This is a genomic window from Clostridioides sp. ES-S-0006-03, assembly GCF_020662275.1.
Classification (GTDB): Bacteria; Bacillota; Clostridia; order Peptostreptococcales; family Peptostreptococcaceae; genus Clostridioides.
This window is the reverse complement of sequence record NZ_JADGMM010000009.1, coordinates 136,996-161,394: the sequence shown is the minus strand read 5'-3', so window position 1 is coordinate 161,394 and position 24,399 is coordinate 136,996. Positions and strand designations below refer to the sequence as shown.

The window sequence follows — 24,399 nt, the reverse complement described above, 5'->3', positions numbered from 1 at the left end:
TAAAAAAGTAAATGCATATAAAAATAAGCTATTCCAAACAGATAAAATAAAGAAATTAAGATATATTTTATCTATTAAATAGCTTATTTTTTTGATATTCTTTAATAGTTATTTTATAACTCTAAATACACCAGTTACAATACCTACAATTTCAACTTCTGAGTCTTTAAGCATAATTGGTTCCATAAAATCATTTTCTGGTTGAAGTCTTATAGAGTTTCCTTCTTTAAAGAATCTCTTGACCGTCGCAGATTCACCATTTATAAGTGCAACCACTATCTGAGAATTTAAGGCTGTATTTTTTTTGTCTACTACAACGTAATCTTCATCTAAAATTCCTGCATTAATCATACTTTCGCCTTTTACTTTTAATACAAAATTATTACTGCCCTTTACTAAACTGGCAGGGAATGGAATATATTCCTCTATGTTTTGTTGAGCTAAAATGGGTTCTCCAGCTGTTATTTGACCTACTAAAGGAAGTTCTATTATTTCCTGGTTAGCTCCAGAAACATCATTGACTTTACTACGCTCTAAAACTTCAATAGCTCTTGGTTTAGTAGGGTCTTTTCTTATGTATCCCAGTTTTTCAAGTTTATTTAGATGAGAGTGCACAGTTGAAGTAGATCGTAACCCTACAGCAGTACATATTTCTCTTACAGCAGGTGGATAGCCTTTTAATATGATTTGAGATTTTATAAATTCCAGTATTAAAACTTGCTTTTCAGTTAGATCTAAATACATAACATCACTCATTTCCAAACATATTTTGTTTTTATTTCCATACATTTATATTTTTAATTATAACATAATCCATTTATATCTGCAAACATTTGTTCCTGATTTTTAATCATCTTCAATCCATTCAAAATTCTTAACTATATCACGTTTTACATTTTTTTTATGTGCGGCATAAAGTTGAGTAGTCGTGACATTATCATGGTCGAGTAAATTTTGAACATCATATATAGAAAATCCTGTTTGAATCAGAGAAGTTGCAGCAGTTGCTCTTAATTTATGAGGGCTATATCCATTATCTCTAGTTGTATCTAATGGAATAGAGGTATATTTTTTTACAAGTGTTCTTATAGCTTTTGCTGTAATCCTCTTATTTTGAAGAGATAAGAACAATGCATCTTTAACTTCATCATCTAGTAAGTCATCTCTTGTTCTCTCATTTTGTAAATAATCTTTTATTACATGTTCACAAGTATGATTTATAGGCATTAAGACTTCTTTTCCACGTTTTCTATATATTTTAAATTCACCTCTTGAAAAATTAAAAGAGGAGATATTAAGTTCTCTGAGTTCATTTAATCTAAGCCCATATGTAACAAATAGAGCTAATATAGCCTTATCACGTAATCTAGTTTTTTTCCAATAAACTTTTTCTTTTTCAGTAAGACCTTCACCTGTTTCTACTGACTCTAACATTTTTGCAACTTCATCTATTTCAAGACGCTTGATAGCATCTGGTTGTGGTTTAGGTAGCTTTATTGGATTAAATCCATCAGTTATGTTACTATCTATTTGAGAATTTCTATATAAAAATTTAAATAGAGTAGAGATGGATGATTTTTTTCTTGCCAGAGCTCTATTGTTATTTTCAAAAATTAATGTATTTTTCTCTGTATTTTTATAATATCTACTGCAATAATCACCTAAAAATAAGTTTATATCTCTTGATTTTATAATGTTAAAATCACTTTCTGTAATGTCCTTTATACAATCTGCACTTGTTAATTCCTTTGTCTCAATCATGTATAAACAGAAAAACTTTATATCTTCTAAATAAGCAAGTCGTGTAGAGACAGCAACAGAACCTTTTAGATATATAAAATAATCTTTCATAAATGCAGGAAGTTTATTTTCCAAAAGTAGACATTTTTCTATAAGTTCGTTTTCTTTGATGACAATATTATCAGGTTTATCAGATTTATTATGTACTTTTATAATTTTCTTATCATTATTCAAATTTAAACCTCCTAAAATTAAAATATGAATATTTGTAAGTTATTTTTATTAATAACAATGTAGCTATGTTAGCATAAATATTTAATTTAATCAATTAATGTATTTTTTAAGAGATTAGTAGTACTCTAATTGGTTTTTGCACTAACTATTCCCTAAATCCACATTTAAAGACTAGTTCAATCCGAATGCTCTTTTTAAATTTCTCAATATATACTTAATAAGTATTTACTAAAATATATTGAGAAATTTTATGTTTTAGTAAACTCTCTTTCAATTTTGAATTTTACTATCTTTTCAATGAAAGTAAAATAGTATAAGATTTAATATCTTAATTAAAATTTTTAAATGGACTTACCAAACTTAAAATATAAGATATTATGAGAGTTACTATTGAAAAAATAACACCTATTGTCATAAAAAAACTTATAAATATATTGTACTTCACTATTAAATTAGAAATATTTAAGCTGTTAAGCCCAAATAAGTATATAATTAAACTAATTGCAAATATAATTATAACTATAAAACTCAAACCCTTTAAACTGCTTTTTAAATCGGCACTACTAAGTGACATATGAGTGGAAATTGAATACATTAAAAACATAAATATAAAATATCTTAATGAATATATATCAGGCGTTAACAATATTATTTTTACAAAATTAAAAATATCATCTAAAATAATCTGTGTAAAACCTGCTATATTAAAGTTATTAATCATACTTACATATAACTTTAAATCTATGCTTTGTATTATTTTAATATAGCTATCTGGTAATAGTATTCTAAAAAGTAAAATAATTATCATTGTTCCACCTATAATTGGAGCGATTCCTATAAAAAAATTTCCTATACTCTGATAAATATTATCTTTTTTATAGCTATGATTTACATATCCTAATACTCCATCATTTTTACTTTCAATTGGTCTAAAGAATTTTACTGAATTTATTTTATGCATAAAAATCAAACACATTATTAAATGACTCAATTCATGTACAAAAGTTCCTATAGCTCCAGTTACAATGACACCAGTTTTTCCAAAAGATAAAAAGATATATTTATTATTTAAATTTTCTATAATACTAAAAATCAATCCAAATACAATAAATATTCCTATAAAACAAAAGATATTTATTATACTTATTTTAAAAATCTCAACTATATGAATCATAAACTATGACCTCGCATTTAAGTATTCAACTACTCTATCTCATATCCATTACAGTTTAAAATTTTACAAGCATTTTTTATATCTTTTTCTTTGATTAAAATATAATCTGTATCATATGTAGAAATTGCAAATATACTTATTTTATTATCAGCTAATAACCCACTTATCTTAGATAAAATTCCTATAAGTGAAAAATCTAAAGGGCCTAAGATTTTAAGTATTCTCCATTCTTTTTCTGACTTAATATCAGAAGGAATATTGTTATTTGAACATACAATGCTCAATTCATCATCAGTTTTAGTTATAGAGTAAAATTTTTCTGTATCTATCCATGTTGGTATTTTACTGTTATTATTTAATCTACATACTGCATACTCTTCTAAAAATAGTTTTAATTTCATAATATACATCTCCTTCAAACTTATTTGTTTAATTAAGATTATACATTAAAATTTATATAAAATAAAATATATCGAAGTAAAAAAGGTTCACTACAGGACATCATTTCCATAGTCAACCTTTAAAACTTGATTAAATTCTAACAAAAAGATATATTATCTAGGTTCAATTATAAGTTTGATGGCAGTTTTCTTATCACCTTCGATTTCTATATCAGTAAATGCGGGAATACACACTAAGTCCATTCCACTAGGTGCAACAAATCCTCTTGCTATTGCAATTGATTTTATTGCTTGATTTAGAGCTCCAGCTCCTATAGCTTGTATTTCTGCAATACCTCGCTCTCTCAGTACTCCAGCCAAAGCTCCAGCTACAGAATTAGGATTAGATTTTGATGAAACTTTTAGTACTTCCATTTCAACATCTCCTTGTTAATTTGTTAAAGTATCCATTACCTAAAGTACTAAATCACAATTGCCATTTACTAATTACAATCATCATTTAAAGTATACTTTTATAAAAATATACTTCTATAATAGATTTAAGAAAACCTTTATTTTTTAAAACCATTTTATAATGAAAAATCTACAAATTTCTTTATATTCTATAAGCATTTTCCAATATTTCTAAATTTATTATACCTTTGAGACATTATTTCTTCTTTAGGCATATCTTTATAATGATTTAATCTTTCTAAAATATAAGACTTCATTTCCTTTGAAACAGCTTCTACATCTTTTTGTGCACCACCAAGAGGTTCTTTTATAATCTTATCTATTATTTTTAAATCATATAAATCATTACTTGTAAGTTTCATAACATCACAAGCTTCCTTTGCTTTAGATGAATCTTTAAATAAGATACTCGAAAGACCTTCAGGTGAAATTACAGAATAAACCGAGTGTTCTAACATACACACATCATTGCCTACTCCAATTCCTAAAGCTCCTCCACTACCACCTTCACCAATTACAAAGGTAATTACTGGAACAGAAAGTTTACTCATTTCAAGTAAGTTTCTTGCAATAGCTTCTCCTTGTCCTCTTTCTTCTGCCTCTAGGCCACAAAATGCTCCTGATGTATCAATAAATGTCACTATCGGTCTGTCAAATTTTTCAGCTTGCTTCATAAGTCTTAACGCTTTTCTATATCCTTCTGGATGAGGCATACCAAAGTTTCTTTTTATATTTTCTTTAGTATCTCTTCCCTTTTGGTGACCAACTATAGTAACATTGAATTTTCCTATTTGCCCTATTCCTCCAACTATAGAAGGGTCATCTTTATAAAGCCTATCTCCATGAAGCTCTAAAAAATTAGAACAAATATGTTCTATGTATTCCAAAGTTGTAGGTCTTTTTATATCTCTACTTAACACTACCTTTTCATATGGTGATAGATGTGAAAAGGCATCTTCTCTAAGCTTTGCTAATTTTTCATTAAGGGAATTTATTTTATCACTTAAATCTATGTTATTTGCCTCAGAAATAGCTATTAATTGTTTAATATCATTTTCCAAGACTTTTATTTTATCATTATTATTTTCAATCAAAACAGTTCCTCCTTTATGCCCTATTTCTTGTGCATAGCAAGAATTTGATACAATACTTCCTTCATTTTTCTTCTATCTACTATCATGTCAATAAAACCTTTTTCAAGTAAAAACTCAGAAGTTTGAAATCCTTCAGGAAGTTTTTGATTTATTGTTTGTTCTATTACTCTTGGTCCTGCAAAACCGATTAATGTATTTGGTTCAGAAATTATAATATCTCCAAGCATAGCAAAACTAGCAGTTACGCCTCCAGTAGTAGGGTCAGTTAAAACTGATATATATGGTAATGACTTTTCTTCAAGCTTAGCAAGTGCCTGAGAAGTCTTTGCCATTTGCATAAGAGATACCATACCTTCTTGCATTCTAGCTCCTCCTGAAGCAGAACAAATAATTATAGGTAAATTGTTTTTGGCAGCATATTCTATTGAGTAAGTTATTTTTTCTCCAACAATAGAACCCATGCTTCCCATCATAAAATCAGGATTCATTACACAAATAACTGTTTTAATTCCATTTAATCTTCCATAACCTGTGACAACAGCTTCTGACTCATTCGTTTTTTCCTTATAAGAGTCTACTTTTTCTTTATATTTAGGAAAGTTTAATGGATTTTGAAATTCTATATCAGAATTAAATTCCATAAAAGTCCCTTTATCAATCAATAAATTTATTCTATTTCGAACTCTTAAACCATAATGTCTTGAGCATTTTGGACATACAAATGAATTTTCTTCTATGTCTTTTCTAAATACATGACTATTACATCCTTTGCAATAAGTCCAAAATTTATCATCTACACTATTCTTTTTAAAGTTGTCATCTAAAGAAATCGTAACATACTTAGATTCTTTTGATGATAAAAATTTTTTTATCATAATCTATTTACTCCTTATAATGTAGCAAATTCTTTCTTCATAAAGACATCTTCTATAAATTTGGTATGATGAGTATCTTTTCTAAACTCTTCACTTGTTACAAGTGCCTTTTGGAATTCTACATTTGTATTAATACCTTCTACAATAATTTCATCTAGAGCTCTATAAATTCTATTTATACATTCTTCTCTAGTCTCAGCCCAACATATTAATTTACCTATCATAGAATCATATAAAGGTGGAATAGTATATCCTGTATATACAAAAGTATCAAATCTAACGCCAAAACCTCCAGGTAAATTTAATGACTCTATTTTACCTGGTGATGGAGCAAAATTATTTGATGAATCTTCAGCATTTATTCTACACTCAATAGCATGACCTCTAAAAACAACATCTTCTTGTTTAAAAGGTATTTCTTCTCCATTAGCTATAGATATTTGAAGTTTTATAAGGTCAAGATTTGTTACCATCTCTGTGACTGGATGTTCAACTTGTATTCTTGTATTCATCTCTATAAAATAAAAGTTTTTATCTTTATCAACTATAAATTCAATAGTACCAGCACCAATATAACCTACACCTTTTACTATATCCACTGCAATTTTATGAAGATTTATTCTTTCTTCATCTGAAAGGTATGGACTTAAAGACTCTTCTATTACTTTTTGATTTCTTCTTTGCATAGAACAATCTCTATCACCTAAATGTATTGCATTTGAATGTTTATCACCAAATACTTGTACTTCTATATGTCTAGGATTTTCTATGAATTTTTCCATATATAAATCGCTATTAGAAAATGCTGCTAAAGCTTCTGAACTTGCCATATCAAAATTTGAAAAAAGCTCTTCTTCCTTTCTAACGATTCTCATACCTTTTCCACCGCCTCCACTTGAGGCTTTTATCATAACAGGATAGCCAATTTCTCTTGCAACTTCTAAAGCTTCTTCCTTAGTTTTTAAAACAGACTCTGAACCAGGAACAACAGGGATATTTAATTCCATCATAGTTTCTCTCGCTCTAGATTTATCTCCCATCAAAATCATTTGTTCTCTTGTTGGACCTATAAAAATAATATTATTCTCTTCACATTGTTTTGCAAATTCAGGGTTTTCTGATAAAAAGCCAAAACCTGGATGAATAGCATCACATTTTAATTTAAGAGCAAGGTATATAATATTTTCTATGTTATTATAACTCTTGCTTATATTGTTTGGCCCTATGCAAATAGATTCATCAGCTATATATCTATGAAAACAATCTTTATCTATTTCAGAATAGATAGCGACAGTTTTTATACCTAGTTCTTTACACGTTCTGATGATTCTAACTGCTATATCACCTCTATTTGCAACTAGTATTTTTTTTATCAACTTAAATACCTCCTACTACAATGGTTTTATCTTAAATAAAGGTTGATTATATTCTACTAGTTCTTCATTATCAACTAATACTTCAATTATTTCACCTTTAATTTCACTTGTTATTTCATTCATTAGCTTCATTGCTTCTAATATACATAAAGTGTCACCTTCTTCAACTACATCGCCAACCTTGACAAAACCTTCTGCATCTGGACTTGGAGAATCATAGAATGTCCCCATCAAAGGAGCTACTACTATTGATAAATTCTCATTAGATACTACAGGTTCCTCATTTACAAATGGCTTTTCTAAAGAAAGATCTACTACCGATTCTTGTTGTACACTTAAAACAGGTGAGCTTGTAACTTCAGTTTTTTTAGATGCTTCTAATTTAAAATCACTACTTTCAAGCTTTACATATTCTAAGTTAGTTGAGTCTATGACCTTTAATAATTCCTTAATTTCATTGATGTTCATGTTGTTACCCCCTTGTATTATTACCTGGTGCTAATATTATATCACAAAAAGCAAATTTATAAAAGAAAAAGTGCTGACTATAGAATCAACACATTCAGATATATTTTAATTTTAAATTAACAACCAGTAAATTCTTTTGTTTTAATTTTCCATTATTAATATAAATTATAAGTATAAAATGAATAAAATTCAATATATTTTGCAAAATACAATAAAATACAAATTAATACCTCGGGAATTTTTAAGACAAATACCAAAATTATGCAATTTAGACTTCGCTTTCTTTCATATTAGTATCATTTTCTTTGTTTTTATATAGTATATCTTTTAATTTAGTGATTAAAATACTACTATATAAGTTAAAAGTCATTAAAATTGCAGGAATTATAAAATAAAATCTAGCACCAATAAATCCAAAAACTACTGTAACAAGTATCAATCGTTTATTTAAAGTAAAAAATGGTATATCAAAAATACTTTTATCAGATGTATCTGGAGTATAAGAACGTATAATTCCAAAAACCAAAGTTAGCATACAAAGTGGAAGTAATACATAGCTTGAAATTATTCCTAAAAATCCTATACTTTCAAAGTAACTGCTAGCACTATTTGTATAAACAAACATATATCCATTTAAATAAGCACATATACATGATATAATACCAAAAGTTCCTCCTAAGGATTGAGTGTACCAATTAAAAAATTTAGATTCCATATACCTCGCCTCCTAAAACTGTATATATAATGATATGCATTTAAATAATGAAATATATCTTTATACACTCATGAACAAAATTTTATTAATTTTAATAATTTATATTTAAGAAATGCAAAGTATAGTGTAGTATATATTAATGTAGATAAAGTTTTATAGAACTTAATTAAATTATCTTATATGGATTTAGTACAAGTTTAAAAGGTTATATTAGGGTTTTATATTTGATTAAGCTGAAAAATTTATTATAAATGAAGGGATGTTTTCGCTTTGGTAGATACATTAGAGTTTGGTCTTAAAGTTTTATTTTTTATATTATCGATAATTTGGATGGGAAAAATAATGATTTTAAGAACTGATAAGCAAATAGTAATTAATCCTTTGCTTATTGGTATATCTGCAGTACTTGTGATGTTGCATACCTCACAAAGTAATATTGAGTTTTTTGGACTAGATGTTCAGTATATAAGAATAGTTTTGTATATAGTATATTCATTGATAATTTTAATAGGAATATGGTCTACTAACAAAAGAAATGGGATTTTTTAGATAATCTATTTATAGATATCTAAAGGTTGCTAGTAACAAAACATTAATATTAGTGCCTTGTTACTAGCAACCTTTGTTTTGATTTAATATTAAAATTAAAAATATAATAATTAAATAAGTTGTATAAATATACACTTTATTTTATTTTATGTTATTTTACATTTACAGTGATTAAAACTTCTTGAGATGTATTTAAATCATCTTTGTCATTTAGTATAACTTTCACTACTGCTTGCCCTTTATTATTACCCTTAATAATCATATCTTTACATGAAAGTATACTCTTATCACTTACAGATACCACAAAGTTTAAATCTTTCGGAAGGCTATTAGTTACTTCCCAGTATTTGTAATAACTATCAATTTTCTTTGTTACTATTTTTCTCAAATCAATACTCTCGCCTTTTGATATGTCAATATTATGGTATTTAGAATCTAATTTATATTGATTATCTTTTGTATCAATAAAATTCAAATCACAATTTACATCTACACCATTATTTGAAAGAGAATTAACTGTATTATCATTAATTAAATAATTATTTGCAAGATTAATTGAGTCCATATCTTTTAGACCTAGTATTTCTCTAGGAAGTTCCTTTATGTTATTGTTCCAAAAAATAAAATTGTCTATGTTTTCAAGATATGATATACCTTTTAAATTTGAAATATTTTCTCCAGTTGCATAAAATTCACCATCCAAAGCCTTTATATTACTTATAGTCATTTCATCTGGATTTACATATCGCTTTACAACTGCTCTCAGGTTAGCATCAGGAAAAATATCTTTAAGTTGGTTTTCACTTAAAATCTTATCGTTTGAATTTATTGGATTTAAAGCCGTCGCAGAAATAAGAAATGGTATTAAATTAGCTAAATTCATAGCACCCTCCCACATAAAACAAAATTTTTTACATAGTAAATTAATTTCTATGAGAGGGCTCTGTTTCCTTGTTATATATGCCTACTTTCGTACACTTTATTAATATAAATTAGCATAAATTTCTACTATTAAACTTATAAACATATTACTAGTTACGTTTTTTAGCTTCACATCTAAATATTCGCATTCCTTGTGACATAAATTTATCCTCATACTCTGTTGTAACATTATTTTTATACTCACTACTGCTTAAATCAAGAGAAATGTTCTTTAAGAGCCAATTATTTGCAGCAATTTCATTTAAACTAAACTCGAATAATTTTTCATTATCTGTTTTGAAATGAATTTCTCCATTATCTTCTAAAATATTATTATACATCTCTAAAAATCCAGAATGAGTAAGTCTTCTTTTACTCCATCTATTTTTTGGCCATGGGTCACAAAAATTTATATAAATCCTAGATAATTCTTTAGATTCAAAATAATTTAGAATATCACTCACATCAGCCCATAAAAATAATATATTATTTAAATTAGAAACATCAGCTTTTTCAACAGCCTTTAAAAGTACTTCTTCCTTTAATTCCATAGCAATATAGTTTATATCAGGATTTTGCTTGGCCAAGGTTGTAATAAATTGACCTTTTCCAGTTCCAAATTCAACATGTATTGGATTATCATTTCCAAATTTTATACTCCATTTGCCCTTTAACTTGTCTATATCTTCTCTTAAGACATATTCTGTATAACTTAAAAGTTTTTCATCTGCACCTTTTTTTCGTCTTCTTCTCACAATAAATTCTCCTTACACATAAAAATTAGTAAAATACATTTTTTATTATACATTATCTTACTTAAAAATAAAAAGAACTCTCTTAGAATAGAAAATTATTTCTATCAAAGAGAGTTCTCAATATACTAAAAAATCAATTCTAGTGGCACCCTGAACAACCAGAGCATCCTCCTCCACCTTGATCTTTCATATTTTCTGGAATTACTCTAAATCCAAATCCTGTATCTTCTATAATTATATCTCCATATTGACTATATTCATCAGAGCTCATCACAAATTGTAATTCTCCGACTTCATAAGTTAAGTCATCTTCTTTTTTCTCATCTAAAGCTAATCCAAAAGAAGGACCTCCACAACCAACACCTGCAAAGTATACTCTTACATTGTTAGGTTTATCTTGATTGTCTTTTAAGATACTTTTTAAAGTATCAATAGCTGTTTCTGGTAAAGTAATTTTCATCAAATCATTCCCTTTCAAGTATTTTATTAAAACAATATCTATTATATACCCATATAACGTATATAATCAATTAGTTTTTGTATATTTTGCCAAAACTTCTACCAATTATTACTTAGGCTTTTAAATATTTTATTGTCTTAAATAAATACCCTAATAATATGTTTAATAAACAATAAATAAAATAATTTACATAGAGTATAATTTTTTATTCATTGTCTTAATATTATAACACATTTAACATATTCTAATTCATATATATAAAAATTATACAATCTAAAAAGACTTGAAATCTTTAAGAATATTTAAAATTATTATGTAAAAATTACCAAAATATATCTATTAATTATTCTGCTATTACACCATCTAGAACTGTAATAATACGATTACTACTTCCAGCAGCTTCAGGTGAATGAGTCACCATAATTATTGTTTGACCACTTTCTTGATTTATTTTACGGAGTAATTGCATTATTTCTGCTCCTGTCTTACTGTCTAAGTTTCCAGTAGGTTCATCAGCAAATAAAATCTCTGGTTTTCCTATTAATGCACGTGCTATTGCAACACGTTGTTGTTGACCACCTGACAACTTACGTGGAATATGTTTACGTTTATCTGATAATCCAACAATTTCCAAAATATCGTTTAATTGATTTTTGTAATCATTCATTTTTTTCCCATCTAGTAATAGAGGTAGCATAATATTTTCTTCAACATTTAAATTAGGTATTAAATTATAAAATTGGAATACAAACCCTATATTTCTACGACGTATTATACTCATCTTATCGTCATTGAAATATGATATATCTGTTCCATTCATATATACTTTTCCACTTGTTGGAGTATCTAGCCCACCTAAAATATATAAAAGAGTACTCTTGCCAGAACCAGATTGTCCCATAATAGAAACGAACTCACCTTTCATCACCTGTAAAGATATATCTTTTAAAACTTTAGTAGTTGTATTATCAACTTTAAATTCTTTAATAATATTTTTTGCTTCTATTGCTATACTTTTATAGCTTGCTTTCATGTGTTATCCTCCATTTTTATTCAAATTTAATTTCTTCTACTAATTTCATTTTCTTTCCTTTTATAATTGGTACTACTGAACCTATTAATGTTACTGTAATTCCTAACATTCCAACAAAAATGAATGTTTTAAAATCTAAATCTGGTGTCATTGAAATCTTTGGTCCTGCAACTATGAAAATCGTCTGAATTTCTAATATAGATATTAATACTCCAATAACAGCACCAAATAAACCTGATGTAAATCCTTCGATTAAAGTCATTTTAATATTCTGTTTATCACTTTGTCCTACAGATTTATACATAGCTATAGAACGTCGCTTTTGAATATAGTTTATCAATAGATTATTAATTATACCTACTGTAGCAAGCAGTAAAATAAAATAGGTCATATTATTCATAGGAGATAAAAAGCTGTTTATAGTATTTAAAGAGTCATTGTTGAATTCCTCAACAGTACGACTCCAATTAGATGTATCTCCAAATAAATCTCTTATCTGAATCATAATCACATCTGGATTGACTGCTGTGTAAGCTAAAAATCCATATGTAGTTTTATCGAAATCACTAACTGCATAACGAGATGGTATAACAGCTTCTACATCATTTGCGCGAGATTTAAAACTTCCAACTATTGTGTAAAAAACCTCTTTATCACCATCAGATACAATTATTTTATCCCCTACAGAGAAACTTGTTTTTTTAAGTGTATCTTCATTTAAAATAATAGAGCGTTCTTTTTCAAAAGATTTAATTGCTACTTCCTTCATATGAGAATTAGTATAATTTATTGCAAACATAGAACTATATAATTTTATATTATCAGTTGCTTCTACTCTTGAAAATTTTATACTGTCACAAGATATTTCATTGTTCATAACATAGATAGGTAAAACTTTTTTAATTCCATCCATGTGTTTAACATTTTCAATAAATTCTTGATTCATATTTCCATCTGCGAATCCCTGTAACTTGGCATCACGAAATACATCGCCTATATATGTCTTGACAAAACTTCCTACAACACTTATTGCAATTACAGCAGAAATACTTATAAATAGTAATGTAATGTTTTGTGTGATATTTTTATTATTCTTCATATTTCTGGCAGCTAATTTACCTTCATTTCCCAAAATCTTTTCATAAATAAATTCAAATACTGTAGACATAGTATCAGTAAAAATAGGAATTAGAATAATGGTAGATACAATTAGTCCTAATAACGAAAATCCTCCAGCTAAATACAAAGTATTTTCAGTTGTTATCCTTGGAAGTAGAATAGATAAAAAAAGTACTATAAAACCTATACAAAATATAGTACGATTTGAAATATTCTTTTCTTCCACCGTTCCCAAAACAACATCTTTTATTGATAACTTACTAGTCTTTTTTATAGGTATATATGAACTAAGTAGAGAAACAATTATCGCTACTACAAAAGAAGAAATAATTACTATTGGAGATATTACTGTTGGAATTGATATACCTTGTTCAAGAGAATTACCAAGACCATGAAGCATGAAATTTAAAACAACTATACCAATCGGAATTCCAAGTAACCCTCCAACACTTCCATATAATATACTTTCAAATAGTAAAATATTAGTTACTGTTTTTTTATTAGCACCAATACTTCGAAATGTTCCAATGATTGGAAGACGCTCTAATGTAATTACCTTGTAACTACTATATATAATAAAAATACTCATAGTTAATGCAAAAAAACTTATTAGGAAAAATGGCATTGTTTTCTGTCTAGCATCTGCAATTATCTGAGTTTCATTTACAGTATTTGATACTTTATATTCTTTAGTTGAAATTTTTTCTGATAATTCATTTATCAAATTTTCTATTGTTATGTCGTTTTTCGGCTCTATCAAAATTTTTGTATATCCACTTTCTTTATTTAAAATTTTGGATAGTGTGTCTTTAGGTATTAATGCATTTACCCCTCTTGTATGTCTCAAAAAGACTGTGTCATATACAGCAATATTAGCCACTTCAAAAGTGTAAGGCTTACTATAAATTTGTAAAGTGATTAAATCACCTTTTTTAATTTTATATTTTGATGTGAAACGGTCTGGAAGAATAATTTTATCACCAGAAAAATCAGTGATATTATTTCCATTTACCAATCGTGGTTTATTAATTTTGTTTAGTTGTGGTAAATCTGCTGCTATAATATCGAATGATTCATAATATCCATCTTCATGATAAACAGCAGAGCTTTCTAATATTCCGACTTTTGATTTTATGGAATGTAAATCTGGTATATCTTCTAAACTAATTAATTTATTTGAACCTGTACCTTGAACAGCTATTGTTGCAGTCCCAGCCATACCTCTTGCCATTTTTCTCTGTGCACTTTCATAAGACAATCCAATTGAAAAGGAAACGAAAAGTAAAACTGTTGATAAAATTACGGATAGCAACATAACTGCTGTTCTTATTTTTCGTTCTTTAATGTTTGTTAGGATATATTTTAATATAATTTTCAAATTTACACCTACTTTCTTGATTTAATGTAACTCTAAAGTTTCTTAATGCTAATTAATACTCCATAAATAAAGTCAGATAAAAAAGCTTTTACTTATGTAATGATAATCATAAAATTTTTTATTTTCATTAAATTTCCTCCTAAAATTAAGTCTCCTCCTAAATAATAAAAGGTTGATAACTACCATATAAATATGATAATTTATCAACCTTAATATATCTTTTATTTAACCTTATTTAACCTTAATTGATAGGAAAGGAAATATGAAATGTAGTTCCTAAAGATAAAATACTCTCGACCGATATAGTTCCTCTATGAAGCTCAATAATTTGCTTTGTTATTGCCAATCCCAAACCAGTTCCTTCTGTTTTTTGTTCTGTATTAGTGCCACGATAATAACGATTAAATAAATTTGATACTTCCTCCTCTGTCATTCCTCTCCCATTATCTAAAACAGTTATATTAATTTTATCATATATCATTACATTCAAAGAAACTTTGGTATCTTGGCTTCCATGCATAAAAGCATTAATAATCAGATTACTAAATGCACGCTTTAGAAGTATAGAATCAAAAGTAAATTTAATATTGTCAATGTTACTGTCAAATTCAATTGTATTAGTTCCATATTCTGGATAGTTCAAAATATCAATAGCTAACTCTTTCAAAAACCTTATCAAGTTGCTATTTTGCTTATTCAACGGAATGATGTCATTTTCTAATTGATATGTTAACTTTAAATCGCTAATAAGTGTATTTGTATATTCTATATTCTTAAGCATGATAGAAGCGTATTTCTGTACTTGTTCATATGAAAGAATATTATCAGTGTCTACAAGTATCTCTGCATATCCTTTTATTGGCGAAAGGGGAGTTTTTAAATCGTGAGTTATATTTGAAATCCATTCTTCTCGTATAATATCTGTTTTCTTTTTCATTTCATCACTGATATGAATTTCTTCATTAAGAGTATTCAAACTATCATAGACATCAGCAAAAGCTCCTTTCGCTTTGGTTGGAAGATATGTTCTCTTTGCAATATCACTAACAGAAGACGTGATTCGTGAAATAAATTTTGTTATCCAATATCCATAGGCAATTCCAGAAATTAAAACTATTAAAAATATAATACCTATTATTGAAAGCACAATAGGTTTTCCACCTATAAATTTAGTCCCATCAAAAAACATTGTTACTTTAGAAATATTAAGTGGAAAGTGTATAATATAAATAAATTCATCCTCATTATTTTTAATAGTACTCAAGTATACCGTATCAGCATTTGGAGTATCTTTCTTGGCTAATTCCAATAACTCAGAATTAGAATAATGATTTTTATGATTTTTTGGTTCTGAAAATCCATAAACTCTATTTCCATAACTATCTAAGATTTGTATCCATAATTGATTTTCCCGAAGCTTTTCCAAACCAGATTGTTTTATTTGTGGTTTATTATCTATAAATATAATTTGCTCAGTAAAACTTTCCATAAAATTTTGAGGCCAGTTACTACGTATGCTTTTTCCATTTGGATGCTGGACATTAATAAGTGATAAGAAAATTCCTATTGCAGTTAAAGCCAGGCAGAAAAGCACTAAGAAAAAAATAATGTACGAGTAAAGTATTGTCCTGTATCCAGACTTACGCATTTAATCAACTCTTTTCCAAAACTTATATATTTGTGTTTTTTAACTATTTTTAAGGTAAATCTTATTAAATATGATACTATCTTAAATTATATGTGTATAGTTTTATATTATCAAGTTATCTGTTATTTAATAAAGCACTATGACAATATATAAAACAGTGATGATATATAAAACAATTTAAAATTACTTATTAAATATTAAACTATCTAAATCTGAATACAAAATAATATGTGTATATTAATGAAAATAGAAAAGCATATCATAGAACCACTTTTATAGGGGATACTTTAATAAAAGAATTAAAAATTATAACATATAAAAAATTTCCACTAAAAAATAATCGTGTTAGAAAAATGACAGAAAATCATGTACTTTGGAAATATTTCACAAATATTAAGAATAATAAAACACTTGAAATTGCTTATGTCAAGAAATTTTATATAATATAAACTGGTCAAATATGTTATAATATTAAATTGTGACAAGTTCATGGAGGTGTTTATATGAAAAAACAAAAGTCGCCAATTTTACTTGAAATGCTTGGGTTATTTTTTGGTTGTATATCAATGAGTATTGGTATAAATATGTTTTTAAAACCACATACAATTGCTCCTGGAGGGCTTAGTGGTCTATCTTTAGTATTAAATAAAGTTACAGGGCTTCCAGTATCAGCTATCATGTTAATCATAGGTGTTCCATTAGTAATACTTGCTTTCAGAATTATGGGTACAAAAAATTCATTAAAAACGTTATTTGGGACAATAGTATTCTCTGCTATAGTCCAATTGACAGACCCACTATCAAAATTGAGATTAACTGATGACTTACTACTATCAGCTATTGCAGGAGGAATTTTAGTTGGGATAGGTTTAGGAATAATGTTTAAATCAGATGCTTCTACTGGAGGAACAGATTTAATTGCACTTATACTTAGTAAAAAGTTTCCAGGGATAAAAGCTACAAAATTTATGTCTTGTTTAGATGGAATGGTCGTTATATCTTCTGGTATAGTAAATCGTAGTATAGAAACAGGCCTTTACTCTGGGATAGCACTTTGTGTCTTAATAAAAATAGCAGATATGATAATGGAAGGATTTGATCATTCAAAAGCATTTTTTATTATTTCTGAAGAACCTGAAGGTTTAAGACAAGCTATAACAAAAGAACTTGATAGAGGTCTTACTATTCTTGATGGTAAAGGTGGTTACACTAGAGAAAACAAGGAAGTACTACTTGTTGTAGTTTCTAAAAAGCAAGAACTTTATCTTAAAAGATTAGTTAAAAAGACTGACCCTACTGCATTTGTTATTGTTACAGATGTACATGAGGTTCTTGGAGAAGGATTTAAAAACTTAGAAAATTAATAAGTTGTTTTATAACTTTGTTTATATAGTTTTTAATAACTTATAGATGCCAAAATCATATCATATTAAAGTGTGAGCATATTAATTAATATACTAAACCTTTTTAGTAGATATAATATGATTTTGGCATTGTTTTTATCTAACATTTATTAGAATACTAAATACTCATTATTTTTTCAATTCATACTGATAACATGGGACATTTTTTATTGTGCTTCCAGTATGAATTTTTTTGATATATTTTCCTACACATTTAAAACCCAATAAATCTAATGATTTTGTAGAATTCGCATTTTCCTCATAGGTTATCGCAATGATTTTATTTAGATTTAGTTCTCTAAATCCATATTGTATTACTCTTTTAGTTATCTCAGTAGCAAAGTCATGACCCCAGTAATTGGGATTAATACATACGCCAATTTCAGCTTCCAATGCCTTTGGATTTATATTATTAAACCCCATATTCCCAATAACTTTATTATCTCTTTTGTACACTATTGCAAAGTGACCTATTTTTCCTTTTTTATATGGATTTAAAAAAAATGATTTTATAAATTTTCTTGTGTCTTCTAAAGACTTATGCTCATTAAATGGTAAATGTTTTACTACTACTTTATTTTTATAACAATCAAAAAAATCCTCAGTATCATTTAATGATGCAGGTCTTAGTATGCAGTTTCTAGTTTCTAAGGTTTTCATTTGAGGATATTCAGAATCAGACATTTCTAATCCTCCTTTATACATTAATCTAATATACTGTTCATATTTAAAATACGATATTAATTATATAAATGTGCTCAAATTAACCTTATTTCTAATTTAATAAAAATTAGCTTATTATAAATCTCTCAAATCTACAACATTATTAGTAATAATATAAGTTCTCTACTAGTTCTATTTATTGTAAGATACATGTATATGTAGGTACTTTTTAATTTATTTTTATTAAACTTATTTTAGAAATGCCAAATATAAACTTACATATTATTAGATATCATACTTAAAAACTCTTTTGTTGCTAGTGATAGAGAGATATTTTTCAAATGGCAATAACCTATACTTCTTTTAGGTATTGGCTCTTTTATGTCTAATTTGAATAATTTTCCACTATTTAAGTAATCTATGCTAAATTCTTCTATAACACAAGATACTCCAAGATTTATATATGCAAATTCTAAAAGTAATTCATGAGAGCCTAATTCTATATCTGGATTTAGCTTTATACCTTTTGATAAAAAATATTCATTTACATAAAGCCTTGAATTTGCTTTATTTTCTAACATTATCAAAGGTAACAAATTTAATTCTTCTAAAGATATTTGCTTTCCTTTGTATTCTATGTAATCATTTGCACATACAAATATGTCATGTATCTCAATACATTCAACGATATTTAATGTTTCATCTTCTATTGGCATATTTATGATTGCTATATCAATATTACCATCTTTAAGTAAGGATATAAGTTCTCTACTAGTTCTATTTATTGTAGATACATGTATATGTGGGTATTTCTTATGAAAAATTTCCAAATACTTTAATAGAAAAAAACGTGCTGCTGTATCTCCTACTCCAATTTTTAATGAACCATATTCCAATTTTTTAAATTTATTTATTCTATCTTCTCCTGATGCGATTAAGTTTAATGCAGTAGCAACATGTTCACTTAAAATTTTCCCTTCTGGAGTTAACTTTACACCTTTATTATTTCTATAAAATAATATAGTATCTAATTGTTCTTCTAATTGTTTAATTGATTGGCTTACAGCTGGCTGTGACATAAATAATTCTTTGGCAGCAACAGAAAAGCTCTTATGACTTACAACTGCATTGAAAACTTTATATAATTCAAGTTTTACGTTCATACATAACTACTCCTTATATCAAATATTAGTATTATTTATTTTACTTATGATTATATTTGAATTATAATATACATGGTACTAATATGACAATATTAATTCTTTAGGAGGATTTTAAATAATGGATAGATTAGTTGGAACTGTTTCAAGAGGTGTTAGAGCACCTATTATAAGACAAGGAGATGACTTAGTTAAAATAGTTGTTGATTCTGTCTTAAATGCATCAAAGAGTGAAAACTTTGAAGTTAGAGACAAAGATGTAATTGCTGTTACAGAAGCTGTTGTTGCTAGAGCACAAGGAAACTATGCTCATGTTGACAATATAGCGAAAGATGTAAAGGATAAATTTGGAGATGATACTGTTGGTGTTATATTTCCAATTTTAAGTAGAAATCGTTTTGCAATATGTCTAAAGGGTATTGCAAAAGGATGTAGAAAAGTTGTATTAATGTTAAGCTACCCTTCTGATGAGGTTGGAAATCACTTGATAAGTATTGATGAACTTGATGACAAAGGAATAAACCCTTGGTCAGATGTGTTAACAGAAGAAAAATATAGAGAACTATTTGGATATAATAAACATACATTTACTGGTGTTGATTATGTTGATTATTATAAAAATTTAATTAAAGAGTGTGGTGCAGAAGTAGAAATAGTTTTTGCTAACAACCCAAAAACTATACTTAATTACACAACAAGTGTTTTAACTTGTGATATACATACAAGACAAAGAACAAAGAGAATTTTAAATCAAAATGGTGCTAAAAAGGTATATTCTCTTGATGATATAATGACATCAAGTGTAGATGGTAGTGGGTATAATGACCAATATGGACTTTTAGGTTCAAACAAAGCTACAGAAGAAACTGTAAAATTATTCCCTATAAATTGTGATGAAGTTGTAAATAAAATTCAAAGCAATATAAAAGAAATTACAGGTAAAAATGTAGAGGTAATGGTTTATGGAGATGGAGCGTTCAAAGACCCTGTAGGGAAAATATGGGAGCTAGCTGACCCAGTAGTTTCTCCTGCTTATACAAAAGGCTTAGAAGGTACTCCAAATGAGGTGAAATTAAAATATTTAGCTGATAATGATTTTGCTGACTTATCTGGAGATGAGTTAAAAGAAGCAATTTCAAAATACATAGTTGAAAAAGATAATAAATCTGATGATTTAACAGGAAATATGGTTTCTCAAGGTACTACTCCAAGAAGACTTACAGACCTTATAGGTTCTTTAGCAGATTTAACTTCTGGAAGTGGAGATAAAGGTACTCCTATTATTTACATACAAGGTTATTTTGATAACTATACAAAATAATATATTTTAAAGCATTTTATGTAATTTATTTAGATTAAAAACTAATATAGACCTCTTAATTGACATAACTTTACTGTATATCAATTAAGAGGTTATTTAATATTTACATAGTTTAATTTATTAATCTTTATTAAGAATTTTAATCTCTATTTATTTCTGAAATAATATCACTCTTTAATATTTGTTTTACTGGAATGATAACTGCAATAATACTAATAGTAATATTTAAAATAATCATACCCACATATAGAGACATATTTATATTGAAAACTGGATTTATATATAAATATACGCGTTTTACTATAAAATAAATCATAGATTGCCCAATAATACTTCCAATTACCATTATAATACTTGCATATAGTCCATATAAAAAACCTTCCCTCATCATCATAATCAAAAACTTATTATCTGTGATTCCCATAGCTCTTAAAATTCCAAATTCATGTCTTCGTGAAAAAACTAAATAACTTACTGTATTGATAATATGAAACAAACTTATGCTTAGAAGTACAAATACGATACCATATATAAACAATAATTTCTGGTTTAAATAAATATTATTTTTTTCAATAGCAATAGTATAATCTGTCACAATACATCGTTTTATATTATGTATAACATTTTTTATTTCTTTAGCTACTTCCATACTATTGCTTTCTTTCGTCTTTTTTATACTGGCCATATTGTAATTTATGATATTAAAATTACTTTCCATTTGTTCATTTGTCATAACTATATCCATGCCATAATCGCCAATAAAGTATATATTATTTGCCATTACACGTTTTACAGTAGCAGCAACTACAAATTCTTTTACTGTATAATCATTTTTATCTTCTTCTTTAAACTTAATAGTCTCATCAGTAGGTTTCATTGTTTTTGGCACTTTAACTTTGATAGTATCTCCTGGCTTTATGTCAACTGCACCATATATACCAGTACCATCCATAGGAAGTCTAACAATCACTTTATTATTTTTAACCATGTCAGAATTATCAATTTTTCCATCAATAATATAAGGATTTAATCCTTTTAACATGTTAGCATTATATCCATAGATATTTGTCTTTAAAAGGTGTCCCCCATCACTTTGTTTAGTGCAAATTCCATTGAAAAAATTCTTTATTCTGTAATCTTTTTCAAGAGGTTTAAAGAAATTTTTCCAAAGTAATTGTTCATCTCTAATGTGTATACCGCCAAAAAAATACCTTACTGGGTGAATACTTGATACACCTTCTACTTCGTTTAGTCTTGAAATTTTATCTTTTTGTATTCCTATATCAAAATCAGTTGTTTGCATAGCTATTTGATAATCAGAATTTAAACCATCATCAGCCTTCATTGTAAGCTCGTTATTATTTCTAGTAAGCTGTATAGAATAGCTAGAACATAGAAAAATAATTCCCCCAAGTGCTAATGAACACAAAATCCCTATAAACATTCCTTTTTTTTGAGTCATATATTTATGAGATAATACTGATGTCATGTTAGAAAACTTTATACTTTTTATCTCTCTATTCTGTTTACTAGTAACTTCAAAATTTTTCATTGACTCAATACTAGAATATTTGTTTAGCTTATATACAACTCGTACAGTGATTAAAATTAACAATAATGCTAAAAACAAAAATCCTAAGTAAATAGATTTTTCACTTATAAAAAATGACCCTGGAATAATATCACTACCTAAGAATATATGAGGAAATTGTTGATGTATTGTTGAAGCTACTCCTATGCCTAAAATACATCCTATAGGAAAACCTATGATAAAAAGTAAAAATAATTCTAAAAACAAGAGTAGTAAAAGTTGCTTATTATTAGCACCTAACACTTCTAAAACGCCATATTGTGATATTCTTTGAAGTATCGAAACATGGAAAATACTATATATTGCTGCTGCACTAAATATTCCAATAATCAAAACAATTGCATTTGTATTTAATTTTAAAGAATTTAAAAATTGAAATACACTATATCTTTCAAAAGTTATTGGAGGTTTTACACCAAATTCACTTGATAAATTCCAGTTTACATAGGAACTTTTTTTCGATATACTAAATTCTCTCATAAATCTAGCACTCTGTTTTTTTATATTTTTATTTTCATCAAATTTTACATAAACCATATAATTACCATTTTCTTCAGAAAATGTAGAACTATCTACAAAGCCCTCTAAAGCAGTTTCTGGATTTAAAATATCAGATAAAATCCCACATAACTTATAAGTTTTTCCGTCTAATTTTATCTCTGTTCCAATTTTTTCTTTTATATTTAAATTATTTAATGAATAGGTATCAAGTGCTATTTCTCCTCCTTTGCTAGGAAGCTTTCCTTTCAATAATTTTCTACCTGTCATATCTAAATAAGATGAATCCACATTTAAAAAATTCATAATGAAAGGTTCATCTATAGAACCTTTAGTATTTGTGATACCAAGTCTATTTACAGTGTATTCATTTGATTTTTTGTCTTTCTTAATTTTTTGTAGTTGTTTATTATCTACCTTAAAATAAAAATGATAATCTCCATTATCCGCTCTTATTTTCTCAATTTTACTTTTATTTGCACTATTTACTAAAGAACCAATTCCTGTCAATAAGGCTACTGATAGTACGATGCTTAAGATTATAGATATAGATTGTTTTTTATAATGTTTAATATATTGAATTGCAAACTTCATTAAAGATATCATAGTATTTCACCACCATTATTTACTACAATTCCATCTTCAATATGTATAATAGAATCGCATATTTGTGCTATATTTTCATTATGTGTTACCATAAGTATTGTTTGGTGAAATTTTGCACTACTTTCTTTTAGTAAACATACTACTTCCATTGTAGTCTTACTATCGAGATTTCCTGTTGGTTCATCAGCTAGTATAAGTGCAGGTTTATTTGCTAAGGCTCTAGCAATTGCTACTCTCTGTTGTTGTCCACCAGAAAGTTCACTTGGAAATTTTAGACGTTTGTCCCAAATACCTAATGTATTCATTAACATTTCAATATAGCTATGATCTACATAATTTCCTTTATCCAATGTAACAGGAAGAGCAATATTATCATAGACATTTAATACTGGTATTAAACTGTAATTTTGAAATATAAAACCTATATTCCTTCTTCTAAATACAGTCAAATCCTTTTTTCTTAATTTAGATATGTTTTTACCCTTAATTATTACATCTCCTGATGATGGGCTATCCAACCCACCTATAATGTTTAATAATGTACTTTTACCAGACCCAGAAGTTCCAACTATAGCAGTAAATGTAGCCTTTTCAATTTCTATGCTTACCCCATTTAGTGCATTGACCTTGTTTTCATATTCTCCATAATGTTTTACTAAATGATTCGTCACTAATATACTCATTTTATTTCTCCTTTCAACATAACTTAAAATATAAGTTCTTATAAGATATTGTAAGTGACGATAATTACACCCATCCTACAA

Annotated in this window: 23 protein-coding genes; 3 read left to right on the top strand and 20 right to left on the bottom strand. The window is 27.1% G+C overall.

What is annotated here, in order from left to right; all coding sequences use genetic code 11:
• Positions 1 to 108: 108 nt before the first annotated feature.
• The 10 genes from lexA to IR151_RS13510 all read right to left on the bottom strand — a co-directional run bounded on the left by lexA (position 109) and on the right by IR151_RS13510 (position 8,530).
• The gene (gene lexA, locus IR151_RS13555; RefSeq protein ID WP_227435195.1) at positions 109 to 744 is read right to left on the bottom strand and encodes a transcriptional repressor LexA; all 636 of its coding nucleotides are present in this window, start codon (positions 742 to 744) and stop codon (positions 109 to 111) included.
• A gap of 102 nt (positions 745 to 846) precedes the next feature.
• Positions 847 to 1,974: a tyrosine-type recombinase/integrase gene (locus IR151_RS13550; RefSeq protein ID WP_227435191.1), complete on the bottom strand. Its 1,128-nt coding sequence runs from the start codon at positions 1,972 to 1,974 to the stop codon at positions 847 to 849.
• Positions 1,975 to 2,302: 328 nt separating this feature from the next.
• Positions 2,303 to 3,148, bottom strand: coding sequence for a hypothetical protein (locus IR151_RS13545; protein WP_227435188.1), 846 nt, complete (start codon positions 3,146 to 3,148; stop codon positions 2,303 to 2,305).
• Positions 3,149 to 3,177: 29 nt separating this feature from the next.
• Positions 3,178 to 3,549 (bottom strand): ACT domain-containing protein, encoded by a 372-nt coding sequence (locus IR151_RS13540; protein ID WP_227435185.1) that lies wholly within the window; start codon positions 3,547 to 3,549, stop codon positions 3,178 to 3,180.
• A 153-nt stretch (positions 3,550 to 3,702) separates the two neighbouring features.
• Entirely contained in the window at positions 3,703 to 3,963 is a 261-nt protein-coding gene (locus IR151_RS13535; protein WP_003424039.1) for a stage V sporulation protein S, read from the bottom strand.
• A gap of 188 nt (positions 3,964 to 4,151) precedes the next feature.
• Complete coding sequence (locus IR151_RS13530; RefSeq protein WP_227435182.1) at positions 4,152 to 5,096, bottom strand: acetyl-CoA carboxylase carboxyltransferase subunit alpha; 945 nt, start codon at positions 5,094 to 5,096, stop codon at positions 4,152 to 4,154.
• A 20-nt stretch (positions 5,097 to 5,116) separates the two neighbouring features.
• On the bottom strand, positions 5,117 to 5,971 hold the full coding sequence (accD, locus tag IR151_RS13525; protein WP_227435179.1) for an acetyl-CoA carboxylase, carboxyltransferase subunit beta: 855 nt from the start codon (positions 5,969 to 5,971) through the stop codon (positions 5,117 to 5,119).
• Positions 5,972 to 5,985: 14 nt separating this feature from the next.
• A complete protein-coding gene (gene accC, locus IR151_RS13520) occupies positions 5,986 to 7,347 on the bottom strand; it encodes an acetyl-CoA carboxylase biotin carboxylase subunit (protein ID WP_227435176.1) in 1,362 nt (453 codons plus the stop codon).
• A 15-nt stretch (positions 7,348 to 7,362) separates the two neighbouring features.
• On the bottom strand, positions 7,363 to 7,815 hold the full coding sequence (gene accB, locus IR151_RS13515; protein WP_227435173.1) for an acetyl-CoA carboxylase biotin carboxyl carrier protein: 453 nt from the start codon (positions 7,813 to 7,815) through the stop codon (positions 7,363 to 7,365).
• A gap of 268 nt (positions 7,816 to 8,083) precedes the next feature.
• On the bottom strand, positions 8,084 to 8,530 hold the full coding sequence (locus tag IR151_RS13510; RefSeq protein WP_227435171.1) for a hypothetical protein: 447 nt from the start codon (positions 8,528 to 8,530) through the stop codon (positions 8,084 to 8,086).
• A gap of 270 nt (positions 8,531 to 8,800) precedes the next feature.
• Here IR151_RS13510 and IR151_RS13505 point away from each other — a divergent pair, with 270 nt between their 5' ends.
• The gene (locus IR151_RS13505; protein ID WP_227435168.1) at positions 8,801 to 9,079 is read left to right on the top strand and encodes a hypothetical protein; all 279 of its coding nucleotides are present in this window, start codon (positions 8,801 to 8,803) and stop codon (positions 9,077 to 9,079) included.
• Positions 9,080 to 9,230: 151 nt separating this feature from the next.
• Here IR151_RS13505 and IR151_RS13500 read toward each other — a convergent pair whose 3' ends face one another.
• The 6 genes from IR151_RS13500 to IR151_RS13475 all read right to left on the bottom strand — a co-directional run bounded on the left by IR151_RS13500 (position 9,231) and on the right by IR151_RS13475 (position 16,393).
• Positions 9,231 to 9,962, bottom strand: a complete 732-nt coding sequence (locus tag IR151_RS13500) for a hypothetical protein (RefSeq protein ID WP_227435165.1) — start codon at positions 9,960 to 9,962, stop codon at positions 9,231 to 9,233.
• A 148-nt stretch (positions 9,963 to 10,110) separates the two neighbouring features.
• Complete coding sequence (trmB, locus tag IR151_RS13495; protein WP_227435163.1) at positions 10,111 to 10,755, bottom strand: tRNA (guanosine(46)-N7)-methyltransferase TrmB; 645 nt, start codon at positions 10,753 to 10,755, stop codon at positions 10,111 to 10,113.
• A 139-nt stretch (positions 10,756 to 10,894) separates the two neighbouring features.
• Positions 10,895 to 11,215, bottom strand: coding sequence for a Fe-S cluster assembly protein HesB (locus IR151_RS13490; RefSeq protein ID WP_227435162.1), 321 nt, complete (start codon positions 11,213 to 11,215; stop codon positions 10,895 to 10,897).
• A gap of 343 nt (positions 11,216 to 11,558) precedes the next feature.
• On the bottom strand, positions 11,559 to 12,248 hold the full coding sequence (locus IR151_RS13485; RefSeq protein ID WP_227435161.1) for an ABC transporter ATP-binding protein: 690 nt from the start codon (positions 12,246 to 12,248) through the stop codon (positions 11,559 to 11,561).
• Positions 12,249 to 12,264: 16 nt separating this feature from the next.
• On the bottom strand, positions 12,265 to 14,745 hold the full coding sequence (locus tag IR151_RS13480) for an FtsX-like permease family protein (protein ID WP_227435160.1): 2,481 nt from the start codon (positions 14,743 to 14,745) through the stop codon (positions 12,265 to 12,267).
• Between the two features lie 241 nt (positions 14,746 to 14,986).
• Positions 14,987 to 16,393: a sensor histidine kinase gene (locus tag IR151_RS13475; protein ID WP_227435159.1), complete on the bottom strand. Its 1,407-nt coding sequence runs from the start codon at positions 16,391 to 16,393 to the stop codon at positions 14,987 to 14,989.
• Positions 16,394 to 16,896: 503 nt separating this feature from the next.
• Between IR151_RS13475 and IR151_RS13470 the strand changes: the two genes are divergently transcribed.
• A complete protein-coding gene (locus IR151_RS13470) occupies positions 16,897 to 17,757 on the top strand; it encodes a YitT family protein (protein ID WP_227435158.1) in 861 nt (286 codons plus the stop codon).
• A gap of 168 nt (positions 17,758 to 17,925) precedes the next feature.
• On the opposite strand, the gene IR151_RS13465 is transcribed toward IR151_RS13470, so the two are convergent.
• Together IR151_RS13465 and IR151_RS13460 are read right to left on the bottom strand one after the other, a co-directional pair.
• A complete protein-coding gene (locus IR151_RS13465; RefSeq protein ID WP_227435157.1) occupies positions 17,926 to 18,480 on the bottom strand; it encodes a GNAT family N-acetyltransferase in 555 nt (184 codons plus the stop codon).
• A gap of 254 nt (positions 18,481 to 18,734) precedes the next feature.
• Complete coding sequence (locus IR151_RS13460; RefSeq protein WP_227435156.1) at positions 18,735 to 19,622, bottom strand: LysR family transcriptional regulator; 888 nt, start codon at positions 19,620 to 19,622, stop codon at positions 18,735 to 18,737.
• A 118-nt stretch (positions 19,623 to 19,740) separates the two neighbouring features.
• On the opposite strand from IR151_RS13460, the gene IR151_RS13455 reads away from it, so the two are divergent.
• Positions 19,741 to 20,940, top strand: a complete 1,200-nt coding sequence (locus IR151_RS13455) for a coenzyme F420-0:L-glutamate ligase (RefSeq protein WP_227435155.1) — start codon at positions 19,741 to 19,743, stop codon at positions 20,938 to 20,940.
• Positions 20,941 to 21,079: 139 nt separating this feature from the next.
• Here IR151_RS13455 and IR151_RS13450 read toward each other — a convergent pair whose 3' ends face one another.
• Together IR151_RS13450 and IR151_RS13445 are read right to left on the bottom strand one after the other, a co-directional pair.
• Positions 21,080 to 23,635: an ABC transporter permease gene (locus IR151_RS13450; protein ID WP_227435154.1), complete on the bottom strand. Its 2,556-nt coding sequence runs from the start codon at positions 23,633 to 23,635 to the stop codon at positions 21,080 to 21,082.
• On the bottom strand, positions 23,632 to 24,318 hold the full coding sequence (locus IR151_RS13445; protein WP_227435153.1) for an ABC transporter ATP-binding protein: 687 nt from the start codon (positions 24,316 to 24,318) through the stop codon (positions 23,632 to 23,634). The genes IR151_RS13450 and IR151_RS13445 overlap by 4 nt, the downstream gene beginning before the upstream one ends.
• Between the last annotated feature and the right edge of the window lie 81 nt (positions 24,319 to 24,399).

Excerpts from the sequence above, each read along its gene's own strand:
- lexA (WP_227435195.1), bottom strand. The coding sequence starts at position 744 with ATGTATTTAGATCTAACTGAAAAGCAAGTTTTAATACTGGAATTTATA.
- IR151_RS13545 (WP_227435188.1), bottom strand. The coding sequence starts at position 3,148 with ATGATTCATATAGTTGAGATTTTTAAAATAAGTATAATAAATATCTTT.
- IR151_RS13540 (WP_227435185.1), bottom strand. The coding sequence starts at position 3,549 with ATGAAATTAAAACTATTTTTAGAAGAGTATGCAGTATGTAGATTAAAT.
- IR151_RS13535 (WP_003424039.1), bottom strand. The coding sequence starts at position 3,963 with ATGGAAGTACTAAAAGTTTCATCAAAATCTAATCCTAATTCTGTAGCT.
- accD (WP_227435179.1), bottom strand. The coding sequence starts at position 5,971 with ATGATAAAAAAATTTTTATCATCAAAAGAATCTAAGTATGTTACGATT.
- accB (WP_227435173.1), bottom strand. The coding sequence starts at position 7,815 with ATGAACATCAATGAAATTAAGGAATTATTAAAGGTCATAGACTCAACT.
- IR151_RS13510 (WP_227435171.1), bottom strand. The coding sequence starts at position 8,530 with ATGGAATCTAAATTTTTTAATTGGTACACTCAATCCTTAGGAGGAACT.
- IR151_RS13500 (WP_227435165.1), bottom strand. The coding sequence starts at position 9,962 with ATGAATTTAGCTAATTTAATACCATTTCTTATTTCTGCGACGGCTTTA.
- IR151_RS13490 (WP_227435162.1), bottom strand. The coding sequence starts at position 11,215 with ATGAAAATTACTTTACCAGAAACAGCTATTGATACTTTAAAAAGTATC.
- IR151_RS13485 (WP_227435161.1), bottom strand. The coding sequence starts at position 12,248 with ATGAAAGCAAGCTATAAAAGTATAGCAATAGAAGCAAAAAATATTATT.
- IR151_RS13475 (WP_227435159.1), bottom strand. The coding sequence starts at position 16,393 with ATGCGTAAGTCTGGATACAGGACAATACTTTACTCGTACATTATTTTT.
- IR151_RS13470 (WP_227435158.1), top strand. The coding sequence starts at position 16,897 with ATGAAAAAACAAAAGTCGCCAATTTTACTTGAAATGCTTGGGTTATTT.
- IR151_RS13465 (WP_227435157.1), bottom strand. The coding sequence starts at position 18,480 with ATGTCTGATTCTGAATATCCTCAAATGAAAACCTTAGAAACTAGAAAC.
- IR151_RS13460 (WP_227435156.1), bottom strand. The coding sequence starts at position 19,622 with ATGAACGTAAAACTTGAATTATATAAAGTTTTCAATGCAGTTGTAAGT.
- IR151_RS13455 (WP_227435155.1), top strand. The coding sequence starts at position 19,741 with ATGGATAGATTAGTTGGAACTGTTTCAAGAGGTGTTAGAGCACCTATT.
- IR151_RS13450 (WP_227435154.1), bottom strand. The coding sequence starts at position 23,635 with ATGATATCTTTAATGAAGTTTGCAATTCAATATATTAAACATTATAAA.
- IR151_RS13445 (WP_227435153.1), bottom strand. The coding sequence starts at position 24,318 with ATGAGTATATTAGTGACGAATCATTTAGTAAAACATTATGGAGAATAT.